17 protein-coding genes are annotated in these 13,604 nt (G+C 65.0%); 8 read left to right on the forward strand and 9 right to left on the reverse strand.

The window, feature by feature from the left end:
* Window positions 1–92: 92 nt before the first annotated feature.
* The 4 genes from A4R29_RS19655 to A4R29_RS19670 form a co-directional block, all read right to left on the reverse strand.
* A complete protein-coding gene (locus A4R29_RS19655) occupies window positions 93–1,109 on the reverse strand; it encodes an ABC transporter permease (protein ID WP_013530576.1) in 1,017 nt (338 codons plus the stop codon).
* Window positions 1,106–2,674: a sugar ABC transporter ATP-binding protein gene (locus A4R29_RS19660; RefSeq protein ID WP_063172657.1), complete on the reverse strand. Its 1,569-nt coding sequence runs from the start codon at window positions 2,672–2,674 to the stop codon at window positions 1,106–1,108. Before A4R29_RS19660 ends, A4R29_RS19655 begins: the two co-directional genes overlap by 4 nt.
* 247 nt (window positions 2,675–2,921) lie before the next feature.
* Window positions 2,922–3,869 carry a substrate-binding domain-containing protein gene (locus A4R29_RS19665; RefSeq protein WP_013530574.1) on the reverse strand — a complete coding sequence of 316 codons (948 nt, stop codon included), beginning with the start codon at window positions 3,867–3,869 and terminating at the stop codon, window positions 2,922–2,924.
* A gap of 306 nt (window positions 3,870–4,175) precedes the next feature.
* Window positions 4,176–4,739 (reverse strand): dienelactone hydrolase family protein, encoded by a 564-nt coding sequence (locus A4R29_RS19670; protein WP_063172658.1) that lies wholly within the window; start codon window positions 4,737–4,739, stop codon window positions 4,176–4,178.
* 125 nt (window positions 4,740–4,864) lie between these two features.
* Here A4R29_RS19670 and A4R29_RS19675 point away from each other — a divergent pair, with 125 nt between their 5' ends.
* Window positions 4,865–5,566: a RibD family protein gene (locus A4R29_RS19675; protein ID WP_013530572.1), complete on the forward strand. Its 702-nt coding sequence runs from the start codon at window positions 4,865–4,867 to the stop codon at window positions 5,564–5,566.
* A gap of 116 nt (window positions 5,567–5,682) precedes the next feature.
* Here the strand turns inward: A4R29_RS19675 and A4R29_RS19680 are convergent, their stop codons facing one another.
* Window positions 5,683–6,567 (reverse strand): SDR family oxidoreductase, encoded by an 885-nt coding sequence (locus A4R29_RS19680; RefSeq protein WP_024501766.1) that lies wholly within the window; start codon window positions 6,565–6,567, stop codon window positions 5,683–5,685.
* Window positions 6,568–6,645: 78 nt separating this feature from the next.
* On the opposite strand from A4R29_RS19680, the gene A4R29_RS19685 reads away from it, so the two are divergent.
* A complete protein-coding gene (locus tag A4R29_RS19685; RefSeq protein WP_063172659.1) occupies window positions 6,646–7,488 on the forward strand; it encodes a helix-turn-helix transcriptional regulator in 843 nt (280 codons plus the stop codon).
* Window positions 7,489–7,525: 37 nt separating this feature from the next.
* Here the strand turns inward: A4R29_RS19685 and A4R29_RS19690 are convergent, their stop codons facing one another.
* Window positions 7,526–7,972: an SRPBCC family protein gene (locus tag A4R29_RS19690; protein WP_063172660.1), complete on the reverse strand. Its 447-nt coding sequence runs from the start codon at window positions 7,970–7,972 to the stop codon at window positions 7,526–7,528.
* 158 nt (window positions 7,973–8,130) lie between these two features.
* On the opposite strand from A4R29_RS19690, the gene A4R29_RS19695 reads away from it, so the two are divergent.
* Window positions 8,131–8,883: a pseudouridine synthase gene (locus A4R29_RS19695; RefSeq protein ID WP_063172661.1), complete on the forward strand. Its 753-nt coding sequence runs from the start codon at window positions 8,131–8,133 to the stop codon at window positions 8,881–8,883.
* 120 nt (window positions 8,884–9,003) lie between these two features.
* Complete coding sequence (locus A4R29_RS19700) at window positions 9,004–9,405, forward strand: VOC family protein (RefSeq protein ID WP_063173748.1); 402 nt, start codon at window positions 9,004–9,006, stop codon at window positions 9,403–9,405.
* 30 nt (window positions 9,406–9,435) lie between these two features.
* On the opposite strand, the gene A4R29_RS19705 is transcribed toward A4R29_RS19700, so the two are convergent.
* The gene (locus tag A4R29_RS19705; RefSeq protein ID WP_063172662.1) at window positions 9,436–10,017 is read right to left on the reverse strand and encodes a histidine phosphatase family protein; all 582 of its coding nucleotides are present in this window, start codon (window positions 10,015–10,017) and stop codon (window positions 9,436–9,438) included.
* 207 nt (window positions 10,018–10,224) lie between these two features.
* Between A4R29_RS19705 and A4R29_RS19710 the strand changes: the two genes are divergently transcribed.
* From A4R29_RS19710 to A4R29_RS19720, 3 genes are all read left to right on the forward strand, one after another.
* The gene (locus A4R29_RS19710; protein ID WP_027160859.1) at window positions 10,225–10,674 is read left to right on the forward strand and encodes a universal stress protein; all 450 of its coding nucleotides are present in this window, start codon (window positions 10,225–10,227) and stop codon (window positions 10,672–10,674) included.
* An 84-nt stretch (window positions 10,675–10,758) separates the two neighbouring features.
* Window positions 10,759–11,049: a type II toxin-antitoxin system TacA family antitoxin gene (locus A4R29_RS19715; RefSeq protein WP_013530564.1), complete on the forward strand. Its 291-nt coding sequence runs from the start codon at window positions 10,759–10,761 to the stop codon at window positions 11,047–11,049.
* Window positions 11,046–11,540 (forward strand): GNAT family N-acetyltransferase, encoded by a 495-nt coding sequence (locus tag A4R29_RS19720; RefSeq protein WP_063168651.1) that lies wholly within the window; start codon window positions 11,046–11,048, stop codon window positions 11,538–11,540. The genes A4R29_RS19715 and A4R29_RS19720 overlap by 4 nt, the downstream gene beginning before the upstream one ends.
* A 35-nt stretch (window positions 11,541–11,575) precedes the next feature.
* On the opposite strand, the gene A4R29_RS19725 is transcribed toward A4R29_RS19720, so the two are convergent.
* A complete protein-coding gene (locus tag A4R29_RS19725) occupies window positions 11,576–12,325 on the reverse strand; it encodes a sulfite exporter TauE/SafE family protein (protein ID WP_063172663.1) in 750 nt (249 codons plus the stop codon).
* A 21-nt stretch (window positions 12,326–12,346) separates the two neighbouring features.
* The gene (locus tag A4R29_RS19730) at window positions 12,347–12,553 is read right to left on the reverse strand and encodes a hypothetical protein (protein WP_063172664.1); all 207 of its coding nucleotides are present in this window, start codon (window positions 12,551–12,553) and stop codon (window positions 12,347–12,349) included.
* 137 nt (window positions 12,554–12,690) lie between these two features.
* Here A4R29_RS19730 and A4R29_RS19735 point away from each other — a divergent pair, with 137 nt between their 5' ends.
* The gene (locus A4R29_RS19735; RefSeq protein ID WP_013530561.1) at window positions 12,691–13,563 is read left to right on the forward strand and encodes a LysR substrate-binding domain-containing protein; all 873 of its coding nucleotides are present in this window, start codon (window positions 12,691–12,693) and stop codon (window positions 13,561–13,563) included.
* Window positions 13,564–13,604 lie beyond the last annotated feature (41 nt).

Genomic DNA, 13,604 nt, shown 5'->3' on the forward strand with positions numbered 1-13,604 from the left:
CACCCGCCAAAATCTTTCTAGCAAAGCATGATTGTTTTGCAAGGAAGGGGGCTCCCCTTCTCCAACAGAGGGAGAAGGGAGAACCGTCCCCCTCACCTTCTTACCCTCGACTTCAGCCACCGATCAAACGCCACCGCCAGGATCAGGATGAGCCCGATGACGATGCTTTGCGTGTAGGACGAGACGTTGTTGAACTGCAGCCCGTTTTGCAGCACGCCGATGAGCGCCGCGCCCACCACCGTGCCGCCGACCGAGCCGATGCCGCCGAACAGCGAGGTGCCGCCGATGACGACGGCCGAAATGACGGTCAGTTCGTAGCCGATGCCCGCCACCGCTTCCGAGGAGTTCAGCCTGGCCGACAGCACGAAGGCCGCGAGCCCGGCGAAGAAGCCGACAATGACGTAGACCGAGACCAGGATGCGGTCGACGCGCAGGCCCGACAGCCGCGCTGCTTCCGCATTACCGCCGACGGCATAGACGGCCCGGCCATAGCGCGTGTAGCGCAGCACGATGTGGCACAGGATGGCGGCCGCCGCGAAGATCAGCGCCGGCACCGGCACCGGGCCGATCAGCCCGGTGCCGAACCAGCGCATCGAGGCGTCGAAGCCCGAGATCGGGCCGCCATTGGAGATGGTCAGCGTCAGCCCGCGAAACACCGTCAGCCCGCCCAGCGTGACGACGAAGGGCGGCACTTTCAGCCGGGTGATGACAAGCCCCTGCACGCCGCCGGCAGCGGCTCCGACGATGATGGCGGCCAGCAGCGCGGCGAACCAGCCGAACCCTTGCGTGCCGCTCGTCGACAGCGACAGCGTGTTGGCCGTGCCGCCCTTGGCGACCACGGCGGCGACCATGCCGCAGAAGGCGAGCAGCGAGCCGACCGACAGGTCGATGCCGGCGGTAAGGATGACGAAGGTCATGCCGAGCGCGATCAGCCCGGTGATCGAGATCTGCCTTGTGATGTTGAACAGGTTGATCGGGTCCATGAAGCTCGGCTTCAGCACCGTGAAGACGATGATCAGCGCCACCAGGAACAGCAGCGGCCCGAAGCTCATCAAAAGCCGCGCGAAGTTGATGCCGCCGCGCTGATCCTGCTCCCCCGCCACGCTCATAGTGTCTCCTTGCGGTCGAGTGCCATCAGTTCCATCAGTCTTTCCTCGTTTGCTTCTACGCCCGGCATCTGGCCGGTGATGCGTCCGCGGCGCATTGTGACAATGCGGTCCGACACCGCCAGCACCTCGGGCAGCTCGGACGAGATCATCATCACCGCAATGCCGCGCGCCGCAAGCTGCACCAGGATCTGGTGCACCTCGGTCTTGGCGCCGACATCGACGCCGCGCGTCGGCTCGTCGACGATCAGCACTTTCGGATCGCGCGCGAGCCAGCGCGCCAGGATCACCTTTTGCTGGTTGCCGCCCGACAGGCCCTCGATCGCCTGCTCGGCCGAAGCCATGCGGATCGACAGCATCTTTCGAAACCCGGACAGCGCATCGCGCTCGCGCCGCTCGGCCATGAAGCCGAAACCGTTGCTGAAGCTGCCCAGCGAAGCGATGGAGAAATTCGGCAGGATGCCCAGCGCGGCAAAGATCGCCTGGTGCTTGCGGTCCTCCGGCACCAGGCCGATGCCGAGCGCAATGGCGTCCGCGGGCGATGCCGGGGCGATCGGCTCGCCGTCGAGCGTGATGGTGCCGGCCGCGATGCGGTCGGCGCCGAAGATGGCGCGCGCCAATTCGGTGCGGCCTGAGCCGACAAGCCCGGCAACGCCGACGATTTCACCGGCCTTGAGGTCTATGTCGACGCCGTCGAGCACGATGGCGTGTGGCGCCTCGGGGTCGCGCACGGTGCGCAGGCCGCGCACCGACAGCACGACATCGCCGGCCACCGCGCGTTGCGCCGGCCGGGCGTAGAGCTCGGACGCCGCGCGGCCGACCATCTTCTCGATGATTTTCGGCAGCGCGATCGGCCCGCCTTCACGGTTAAGGTGGCCGGCAAGCCTGCCGTCGCGCAGCACCGTCATGCGATCGCATATGGCGGACGCTTCCTCCAGCCGGTGGGTGACGAACATGATGGCGACCTTGTCCTTGCGCAGCCGGTCCATGATCGACAGCAGCCGCTGCACCTCGGTCTCGGTCAGCGCCGAGGTCGGCTCGTCCATGATGATCAGCCGGCTTTCCAGCGACAGCGCCCGAGCAATCTCGACCAGTTGCTGCTCGGCCACCGACAATGCCGAGACCGGCGTCATCGGGTCTATGGAGAGACCGACGCGGGCGATGATCGTGCGCGACTCCTGCTCCATGCGCCTCCAACTCACCAGCCCGAGCGGGCCGATCGGCGCGCGGCCGATAAAAATGTTCTCCGCCACGGTCAGCGTCGGGATCAGGCTCAGTTCCTGATAGATGGTGACGATGCCAAGCCGCTTGGCATCCTGCGGGCTGGAGGGATGATAATCGGCACCGTCGAAAGTGATGCGGCCACCCGATGGCGGCATCACACCCGAGAGGATTTTCAAGAGCGTCGATTTGCCGGCGCCGTTTTCGCCCAGCAGGCCGAGGATCTCGCCGGGGCGGATATCGAGCGAGACATCGCTGAGCGCGGTGACGCCCGAGAAATGCTTGGTGATGCCTTCGACGGCAAGCAGGATGGGTTCGGGCGAGGCGGCTTCAGCGGCTGGCGGCAAGGGTGGCTCCTTCCATGCAGTTGATGTCGCCTGTCAGCGCTTGAACGCCCCCCTCTGTCCTGCCGGACATCTCCCCCTCAAGGGGGGAGATTGGCTGTGTCACCGGCGACACCTTTTCTTTCAACATTTGGGAACTGGCGAAAGCAGGAGGAACAGTCGATCTCCCCATTGAGGGGGAGATGTCCGGCAGGACAGAGGGGGGCGCTGTCCCGCCGGCTTTGCCAATCGGCCGATCCCCGCCAAACCCCTACTTCGTCTCGCCAATCCGCTCCGCCTTGTCGAGATTGTCCTTGCCGATGACGATTGGCGTCAGCAGCACCAGCTTCTCCTTCGGCTCGGTCTTGTCCTTGGCAAAGGCCACCGCGATGCGCACCGCAGTGCGCGACTGCTCGCCGGGGAATTGCTCGACGGTGCCCGCAAGCTTGCCGTCGCGTACGGCGACCAGCGCTTCGGGCAGTGCATCGAAGCCGTAGATCTTGACGTCGGTGAAGTTGCGCGCGGCACAAGCCTCCATGGCGCCCAGCGCCATGTCGTCATTGGCGCAGACGATGGCGTCGGGTTTGCCGTTGGCGGCAAGGCCAGCCTCGGTCACCGACAGCGCCTCGGCGCGGGCGAAGTTGGCGGTCTGCTCGAAGACGATCTGATACTTGTCCTTCAGAGGATCGAGCACATTGTGCACGCCCTTGTTGCGGTCGATCGCCGGGCCGGCGCCGGGCTGGCCCTGCAGATGGAACAGCTTGGCACCGTTGGGAAACGCCGCCACCACGGCGTTGGCTTCCGCCTCGCCGCCCTTCACATTGTCGGCGCCAACATGGGCGAGGATGCCCTCGACGCCGTCTACGCGGCGGTCGATCGTCACCACGGGAACGCCGGCCTTGACCGCTTCCTCGATGGCCGGCGCCAGGGCGTTGACGTCGAGCGGCGAGATGACGATGGCGTTGACCTTCTGCACCAGGGCGGCCTCGATGTCGGCGGTCTGCTTGGTGGCCGAGTTCTGGCCGTCGCTTTCGGTCAGATTGACGCCTTGCGTGGCGGCTTCCGCCTTGATCTCGTTCAGCATGTGCACGAAGAACGGAAAGCCGAGACTGGGCACCGAGCCAAGGATAGTGAGCTTGTCCTGCGCAAACACAGAAGGCGCGGCAACCATCATGGCGCCGAAAGCCGCGGACGACAGCAGGAATTCACGTCTGTTCATGGGATCCTCCTCCACAAGAACGCACGACCCGAAAACCGGGATCGGTTTCAGGAAGGATCATGCGTCGGTTCAAAGTGTGGAGCATCCTCCCTGCGCCCGAAAACGCATGCCGCTCCAGCTGGCCGCCGCTGTAAAAAGAGCCTCCCACCGACGCCTGCGCAGGGATGCTAACCCAGGGCCAACCATTTGTGCAACATCGATATAACAGCGGTGCCAGGCAAATTATCGGAATTGTCGGATTTTGGATTTCCGGCGTGGGGGCCGCTTTGTCGGAAGACCTCCATTGCAAGGCCGCCCCTCTGCTTCTCAATCCAGGAACGCCAGAACACGCTGCCAAAGCAGCGCCGCGGCTGTGTCGTTGTAGTCGGGCAGAGCTGGATCCGAGAAATAATGTCCCGAGTTTGGATAGCGGAAGATCCGCACATCGGTTTGCGCGGCCTCGGCGGCGTGCTGCCAGGCGCGGACATCCGGCTCGGGGAAGAACGGATCGGTGTCGGCGACATGCAATTGAACCGGCAGGCCGGGCCGGATGTTCGCAGGCACGGTTGCCAGCCCATGCAACAGCAGCACCTTGGCCGTCAGCGGCCGCAAGGCCCAGACTGACGCGACCACGCCTGCACCCATCGAAATCCCCGCCAGCACCGTATCGCCGGGCGTCGAGGCCAGGGCATCGCGCGCCCTTTGGCAAATGACCTCCCAGCCGATCCGCGCCTTGATCGCGAAGCCTTGCTCGAGATCGTCCGTCGCCACGCCCCCATAGAGGTCCGGCAGCGAAACGGCGTGACCGGCGGCGCCCAGCTTTCCAGCGAGATGCCGCTCGTGCTCGCGCAGCCCCAGAACCGAATGAAACAGGATTATGTTCGCGGACATCCGGTCATGATACCTGCCGGCACATGCCGTCTCAACGGCTGGGTACGTCATGAGGCGTGCGGCTTCCATTCTCCCGGCGTGGCACTACTTTGGACTGAACCCAAAGCACTCGACTGGAGAACAACATGAAGCCGCAAATCATCTGCCATATGCTGGCATCCCTTGACGGCAGCCTCCACCCCAGCCGCTATACCTCGAGCCCCGATGGCACCCGGGCCGAGTGGTCGAGCCTCTACGAGCATATCCATAATGATCTCGCGGCTGATGCCTGGATCGTCGGGCGCGTCACCATGGCCGAGATGAGCAAGGCCGGCGCGCATCCGCCGGCCAATGCCGGCAAGGTCGACCGGCCCTATCATTTCGCGCAAATAGGTGCGGGCAGTTATGCCGTGGCGCTCGATGCCTCGGGCAAGCTTCACTTTTCCAAACCCGACATCGGTGGCGACCATGTCGTGGTGCTGCTTGGGCGCGACGTTGCCGACAGCCATTTGGCAGAGCTTGCCGCCGACGGCGTGTCCTATATCGTCGCGGAAACCGGCGATATCGATCTCGCCGCCATGCTTGAGGTCCTCGGACGCGAACTCGGCATAAGCCGGCTGCTGCTCGAGGGCGGCGCCAGCATCAACGGTTCCTTCCTCGCCGCCGGGCTCGTCGATGAATTGAGCCTTCTCGTTGCACCCGCGATCGACGGGCGGGCCGCCAATCAGGGTTTCGTCGAGTTCGGCGAGAGCGGCCTGGCGGGCAAGACGCAGCTGTCCCTGAAGAGCTGCGAGGCGCTGGCGCATGGGCTCGTCCATCTGCGCTACGCGGTCAGCCCTGGAGCATAATCCCGAAAGGTCGCGGCGTGGCCCAGGGTCTCCGCGACGGAGCTGCGCTCCTGCTTCGTCTAGGGAGGGATGACGAAGTCAGAGACTTCAGCTCACCTCGAGCGTTGCTAAGCGCATCAATACCGCATGGCGTCGAGATCGGCGATCAGCGTCGGGCCGGTGGGGTGCCAGCCGAGCCGTGCCTGGGTCAGAGCGCTGGAGGACGGCAGATCCATCGGCGCGAACATCGCCATCCAGCCGAAATGCTCCGCCGCCTTTTCCGGCGCAATGGAAACCACCGGCAATTTCAAACCCCGGCCGAGCGCCTCGGCGATAGCGCGCACTTCGACACCTTCCTCGCCGACCGCGTGATAGCGCGCGCCCGGCTGCCGCTTTTCCACGGCGAGCCGGTAAAGCCGCGCCGCATCGAGGAGGTGGCCCGCGGAGTAGCGATTGCGGCCTTCGCCGACATAGGCCGAGACGCCCCTTTCACGCGCGATCTCGATGAGCGGCGTGATAAGGCCTTGCTTGACCGGATTGTGGACCTGCGGCAGCCGCACCACCGACACATTGATGCCGGCGTCCAGCAAGGCATTGCCGGCCAGCTCCGAGGCGATGCGCGGATTGGGATGACTGGCGTTGAAGACGTCCTCGATCGCCAACTGGCCATGTCCGGGGCTGCCCATGCCGACGCCGGAGGTGATCACCAGCGGCCGGTCGGAGCCGGCGAGCGCGGCGCCCAGTGCCGCGATGACGCGTTTGTCCTTTTCGCAATTCTCGGCAAACCGCGAAAAGTCGTGGTCGAATGCCGTGTGGATCACGCCGTCCGCCTTGGCCGCGCCATCGCACAGCCCTTCGGGCTCCTCGAGCGTTCCGCGATGCACTTCAGCACCGGCGGCGGCCAGCGCCTCGGCGCCGGCGTCGGAGCGGGTCACGCCGACCACCTGGTGGCCTGCCTTGATGAGTTCGGGAACGATCGCCGAACCGATGAAACCGGTCGCGCCGGTGAGAAAGATACGCATGCAAAATCTCCTGTACAGTTGCCTGCGTAATATTGCTGGTCTATTATTCTATTAAAGTAGTGATCTTATCGTGGTATAATGGCTAACAGGATGCCTTCCAATTCCGGCTCACTAGCAGCGTTCCTCAAAGACCGGCGTACCCGGCTTGATCCCGCATCATTCGGGTTTTCCGGACGCAGACGCACGCCGGGGCTGCGCCGCGAAGAGGTCGCACAGCGCGCCAACATCAGCCCGACCTGGTACACATGGCTGGAACAGGGCCGCGGCGGCGCACCCTCGGCCGATGTCCTCAACCGCATCGCCAAGGGGCTGCTGCTGACCGAGGCGGAGCGCGAACATCTTTTCATGCTCGGGCTGGGGCGCCCGCCCGAGGTCCGCTACAGGGGCGTCGAAGGCGTCAGCCCCCGGCTGCAGCGCCTCATCGACACGCTCGATGCCAGCCCCGCCATAGTCAGGACCGCCACCTGGGACGTCGTTGCCTGGAACCGTGCCGCGAGGGTCGTGCTGACCGACTACAGCACCCTGCCCGAGGGCGAGCGCAACATTCTGCGCTTCATGTTCCTCAGTCCCCATATCCGCGCCAGGCAGCACGACTGGCAAAACCTCGCCCGTTTCGTGGTGGGCGCGTTCCGGGCCGATGCGGCACGCGCCGGCGCTGTCTCCGAGGTGCGTGAACTCGTCGACGAACTCTGCAGCGCCAGCCCCGAGTTTGCCGCCCTGTGGCGGGAAAACGGCGTGCTCAGCCATGGCGACGGGACAAAGCGCCTGAAGCACCCGGAACTTGGCGATATCGAGCTGGAATATTCGGGCTTCGCGGTCGACGGCCGGCCGGATCTGAGCCTGACCGTCTACAACCCGGTCGACAGCGCCGTCGCCGACCGCATCCGCGCGCTGGCTCTCGCCCGGCACCCCAAAGAGTAAGGGCAGGACGACCCATCCGCTGCGATGACGCCCGCCCTCAAGCGCGCTCGCAGACCGCCTTCAGCATCTGCAAGGTCGGACCCCAGTAAAGATTGGCATGCGGACGGATTGCCGGTTCGGCGAAGTCGCTGAGCGTCAGCGTCAGCAGCGTCCCCCCATCCACCGGCGCGAGATAGAAGCTGACCACCGTGTGGTTTTCGGGCACGTCCGCCAGCCGCGAGGCCGACAGCGTGCTCCAATAGCTGTAGGCGAAGCTCATTCCCGGCTCAAAAGTGCGGATGGTGCCGTGGTTTTCGAACGGTATTCCGTGCAGCAGTCCGCGCATGACGATCGCGCCGCCGGCCTGCCCTTGCAGGCTGACGGTCAACTCCTCGTCGGACATCCATTGCGGGATCATTTCTGGCGTCGTTAGTATCCGCCAGACCTTGGCCGGCACGGCACCGATGACGACGGTCTTGGTTATCGGCGCAGCGGACTCACTCATGGGGTGCAGATTATAGCGGATGCGGCGGCGACAATATCGCTGTTCCAAGCGGTACGGATGCCGCCATTGCCCCTTGCCCTGTATAGGAAGACAGCACCACGCTTGCGAAGCCATTGCAGCCCGTGGCATCTGTCGGCTCCACCAGCGCAGGCGGCACCATGACACCACGGCAGACACGGCAGAGCGGCAGGCAGGCGGCGCCCGGCGTCAGTCTCAACCGGGCGCTGTCGAAGCTCGGCCTGTGCTCGCGCACGCAGGCCGAGGTGCTGATCGCCGAAGGCCGCGTGCGTGTAGGCGGCAAGGTGGTGCGCGATGCGGCGCTGCGCGTCGACCTCGACCGCGACCGCATCGTCGTCGACGACAGGCCGGTGGTTGCCGAGCGCAAGGTCTACCTCATGCTCAACAAGCCGCGCGGGCTGGTCACCACCCGCGACGACCCGCAGCAGCGCGACACCGTCTATGCCTGCCTCGAAGGGCTCGACTTGCCCTTCGTCTCCCCGGTCGGCCGCCTCGACAAGGCGAGCGAAGGCCTGCTGCTGATGACCAACGACACCCGGTTTGCCAACCGGCTGATGGACCCGGCTTCGCATCTGCCGAAAACCTATCACGTGCAGATCGGCACGGTACCGGATGCTCCGATGCTGGAGACGTTGCGCGCCGGCGTGATCGTCGACGGCGAGGTGCTCACCGCGAACGCGATCGAACTTTTGCGCAGTGGCGGCCGCACCGCCTGGCTGGAGATCGTGCTCGACGAAGGCCGTAACCGCCACATCCGTCGCCTGCTCGCCGCGCACGGCGTCGAGATCCTGCGCCTCATCCGCATCGCTATCGGCCGCCTGCCGCTCGGCGACCTCGCCAAGGGTACGGCACGGCATTTGACAGCAGAAGAGTTGGCGCTGCTGAGGGGGTAAGCAGGGCGTGCCACTGGTGCAGCCGCACGGCGATCCTTCCTGACGGAAAGCTGTCAGGAGGCCTGGCCTATAGGTCGGATGGGAGCCGGCCACGGCTTCAACGATCAGGGAGCCAATGCAATGAATTTCGTCTCCGTCCGCATCATCACGTCGGACGTCCAGCGTCTCGTTCACTTCTACGGTGAGATCACCGGCATGCCCGTGACGGTGTACACGGAAGACTTCGCCGAACTGGCGACGCCGACCTGCACGCTGGCGATCGGCAGCACGCGCACCTTGATGCTGTTCGGCGGCGACATCGCCCGCCCCGCCGACAACCACACCGCCATCATCGAGTTCCGCGTCGGCGACGTCGATGCTGAATTCGCCAGGCTCTCGGACCTCCTCAGGAATATCACTGTGCAGAAGCCGACCACCATGCCCTGGGGCAACCGCTCGCTGCTGTTTCGCGACCCTGACGGCAATCTGGTGAATTTCTTCACGCCGGTAACCGCTGAGGCGATCAGGAAATTCAACAGATAGGCGTAAGCGGCGCCGCTGGCCGAAGCTGCTCTATTTCTGGTTCCATTTCCGGATGACCGGCTCGCTCAAATCATGCTCGTAGCCGAGCACGCTGATGCTGGCCGTATCGAGCACCAGCAGCGCGCCGCCTTCCGGCGGCAGCCCGATCCAGCGCGCCGCCAGCACGCGCAGAAAATGCGCGCTGGAAAACACCAATATGCTGGCATTGGCCTCGCGCAGCCCAGCGATAATCCTGTCGGCCCGCGCGCCGACATCGGCCGCCGTCTCGCCCTTTGGACACCCATCGCGAAACACATTCCAGCCGCGGCGCTCGGCCAGGATCTGTTTTGTCGTCAGCCCCTCATAGGCGCCATAGTCCCACTCCTGCAGATCGTCCTTCTTGACGCTCTGCGCGCCGAAGCCGGCCAGTACGCTGGTGTTGTAGGCGCGCTGCGACGGGCTCGACCATACCGCCGAAAAAGACAGGCCCTCGAGCCTGTCCGCGAGACCCCGCGCGGCGGCCTCGCCAACCGGGCTCAACGGCATGTCGGTGCGGCCGGTATGCTGCCCCGAAAGGCTCCATGCCGTCTCACCATGCCGGACCAGATGGATTTGGGGATACGGGTTGCTCATGGACTGCCTTTCAATGTCACCCGCACCTTAGGCGACGATGCGGCAAAGGGGAATCCGCTTGGTACAAAACTGCGTGGTCGCCTGGCCTTGATCCGCGGCGGGGCCGGCCCTGTGATCGGCCCGAGGCCGCAACTATATCAAGGCCAGCCTCCACAAGGCTCCCGCCACCTCAAGGGCATTGGCCCTTGCGCAACAGGTCATGTCATCATGTACAAACATTTGCTCATCGCCACGGACGGATCGGAACTGGCCGACAAGGGCGTTACCCACGGCCTGACATTGGCCAAGGGCCTCGGCGCCTCTGTTACTTTCATCACCGTCTCCGAACAATTCCCGATCTTCGCCTGGGGCGGCGCCATGGCCGGCTACGCCGCCGGCGATGAACTGGCCGCCTATCAGGAAGAGGCGCGCAAATACGCCAAGGAAGTTCTTGACAAGTGCAAGGCATCGGCCGACGCCGCCGGCGTCTCGGCGGAGGTCGTGCATGTCGAGGACAAGCGGCCCGCCGAAGCCATTCTGGAACTGTCGCAGGCCCTGGGCTGCGACCTGATCGTCATGGCTTCGCACGGCCGCCGCGGACTAGGCAAGCTGCTCCTCGGCAGCCAGACGGCGGAAGTGCTGTCCTACACGGAGATCCCGGTGCTGGTCGTGCGGTAGGGCTACTACGGATCGCGCTCTATCGGACCGGGTAATGACAATGTCGTTACGCTGTGCTAGATATGCGCAACGAAGGAGCCGTCCATGCCAACGTCACATCATCCGGTGCCGAAGAGCGTTCCGCTCAACATCCGCGTCAAGCCGGAAGTTCGCAATCTGATCGACCGCGCAGCCGAATTGCTCGGTAAGAATCGCACCGACTTCATGCTTGAAGCCTCGCAACGCGCCGCTGAGGAAGCGTTGCTCAACCGTCTCGTGTTTACCGTCGAACCGGATGTCTACGCTGCGTTTCTGGCACGCCTCGACGCGCCGCCGCAGCCCAACGACCGATTGCGCCGCACGATGACGACAAAGGCTCCGTGGGAAGCTGCGTGACGCTGTCGGTCCCGGTTCCACTCGCGGATCATCACGAACTCGGGGAATTTTCGTCGGGCATTACAGCGCTCGACGATTGGTTGAAAAAACGTGCTCGCACCAATCAAGCGGGCGGTGCATCCCGGACCTATGTGACTTGCAAAGGCAACCGTGTGATTGGCTACTATGCCGTTGCCAGCGGCGCCGTGAAAATGGTCGAAGCTTCCAGCCGTTTCCGGCGCAACATGCCCGATCCGATCCCCGTCGCAGTGCTAGGCAGGTTGGCCGTAGACCAAGCCTATCACGGTCGGGGCATCGGTCGGGCGCTGGTAAGGGATGCCGGTCTACGAATTCTCCAGGCTGCTGAAATACTGGGCATCAAAGGCATAGTGGTGCATGCGATTTCCGACGATGCCCGAGCTTTCTACATCACCATCGGGTTCGAGCCCTCGCCGGTCGAGCCGTTGACACTCATGGTCACGCTCGCTGATCTCAGCGAAAGCATTGGCTGACGACTTCCTGCCAGTGCTCTGGGGAAGTCCGGCGCCTAGAACAGCAACTCCCCCACGAGATAGACCCCAAGCGCCAGCAACCCCGCGAAGAACACTTTGCGGAAGGTTTCGACGCTCATCTTCTGGCGCAGCGCCTGGCCGGCGAACATGCCGGCCAGCGCCGGCACAAGGGCTGCGACCGACCCCACCAGTTGCGCACTCGGCGACGCCAGGGCGCCTGCCTTGAACAACCCGATGGCGAGCGCCGCCGTCGACACGGTGAAGGACAGGCCGAGCGCCTGGATCAGGTCTTCTTTCTCCAGCCGCAGCGACTGCAGATAGGGCACCGCCGGGATGACGAAGACGCCGGTGGCGCCGGTGACCAGCCCGGTCGCCACCCCGACCAGCGGTGACATCAAGGCTTCGCGGCGCGCCGGCGTGGTGAAGCCAAGCTTGAGCAGGCCGAGAATGGCGTAAAGCACCAGCGCCGCACCGAGCCCGGCCGAGGCAACGCCAGAGTGTGTGCCGGTGAGCAGGCCGGCGCCGGCAACGGTGCCAAGCATCACGCCGGCCATCATCGTCCACAGCCGCTTGCACAGCCGGCCGAAGGATGGGCCGGTCAGCAATTGCCAGAGGTTGGTAACCAGCGACGGGATCAGCAGCAGTGCCGCGGCCTGTGCTGGCGGCATCGTTACCGCCAGCAGCCCCATCGCCACGGTCGGCAGCCCCATGCCGACGACGCCCTTGACGAAGCCGGCGGCGAGGAACACGGCGCCGATCCAGGCGAGGATGCCGGCGCTCAGCATGATCGTATCTTCAGGGCCGGATCAGTCATGCAGCAGCATATCGGTTGCGTCGGCATTCGGGCTGGCGGCCTTTGCCGGCGCCGCATCGCGGCTGGTGGATACGACCGTCGCCGCGCATCCCCGCAGGCCTGATCCCGCTCGCGCCATGGCAAGGCCGGCCACGGCAATGGCCAGCACGATCGCCGTGCTTTCAAGAATGCCGAGCCGCCCTGATGTTCGTTCGTTCATCGCAATTCTCCTTCGAAACTGTTTGACGAAAATCCTGGGCGATCACAATGTGGAAGTTGCGCTGCCAGCCTTCGGCCAGGACGAAGGCTGGTTGGCCGACCGCCTTCCCGGCGCTGAATATTCGCAGGAGCAAGAGAATGCGCTTCGATCTGGTCGATCTCCGCCTGTTCCTGCTGGTCGCCGAACGCGGCAGCATCACCCATGGCGCCGAGCTTGCCGGACTGGCCTTGGCGTCGGCCAGCGCCCGCATCAAGGGCATGGAGGAGCGGCTCGGCGCGCCGCTGCTGGAGCGCCGGCGCCGTGGGGTGGTGCCGACGGCGGCCGGACAGGCGCTGCTGCATCATGCGCGCGCCGTGCAGAACCAGATCGAAGCGATGGCCGGCGACCTCGCCGCCTATGCCACCGGCCTGCGCGCCCGCGTCCGGCTGATGGCCAACACCGCCGCCACAGCCGAGTTGCTGCGCGAGATCCTGCCCGCCTTCCTTGTCGCGCACCCCGGCATCGACATCGAGCTCGACGAGCGCCCCAGCCATGAGATCGCGCAAGCCGTGGCCAGTGGTGCGGCCGATCTCGGCATCGCCGCCACCTGGGCCGGCCTTGCGCACCTCGAGCAGAAACCGTTCTTCATCGACCGGCTGGTGGTGATCGCCGCGCGAAACCGGCCCGGCCTTGAAGGCCGCACCGTCAACCTCACTGAGCTTCTCGGCGAATCTTTCGTCGGCCTCAGCACCGGCCATGCGCTGCAGGAGCACATCGCCCGCCAGGCGGCCCGCCTTGGCGGCCATCTGCATGTCCGCATCCGCGTTCCCGGCCTCGACAATGTCTGCCGGCTGGTCGCGCAAGGTGCCGGCATCGCCATCGTGCCGGAAAGTGCCGCCCGCCGCTCGGCGCGGACGCTACGCACACTGCGGCTGACCGATGATTGGGCAACGCGCCAGCTCAACCTCTGCGCCCGCCGCTTCGACGAGTTGACACCGCAGGCAAAATTGCTCGCGACAGCGCTGGCGTGAGCCGGACAGCGAGCACCTATCCTCATCAGCGCTGAATCATT

It is taken from the genome of Mesorhizobium ciceri biovar biserrulae (assembly GCF_001618845.1).
Taxonomy (GTDB): domain Bacteria; phylum Pseudomonadota; class Alphaproteobacteria; order Rhizobiales; family Rhizobiaceae; genus Mesorhizobium; species Mesorhizobium ciceri.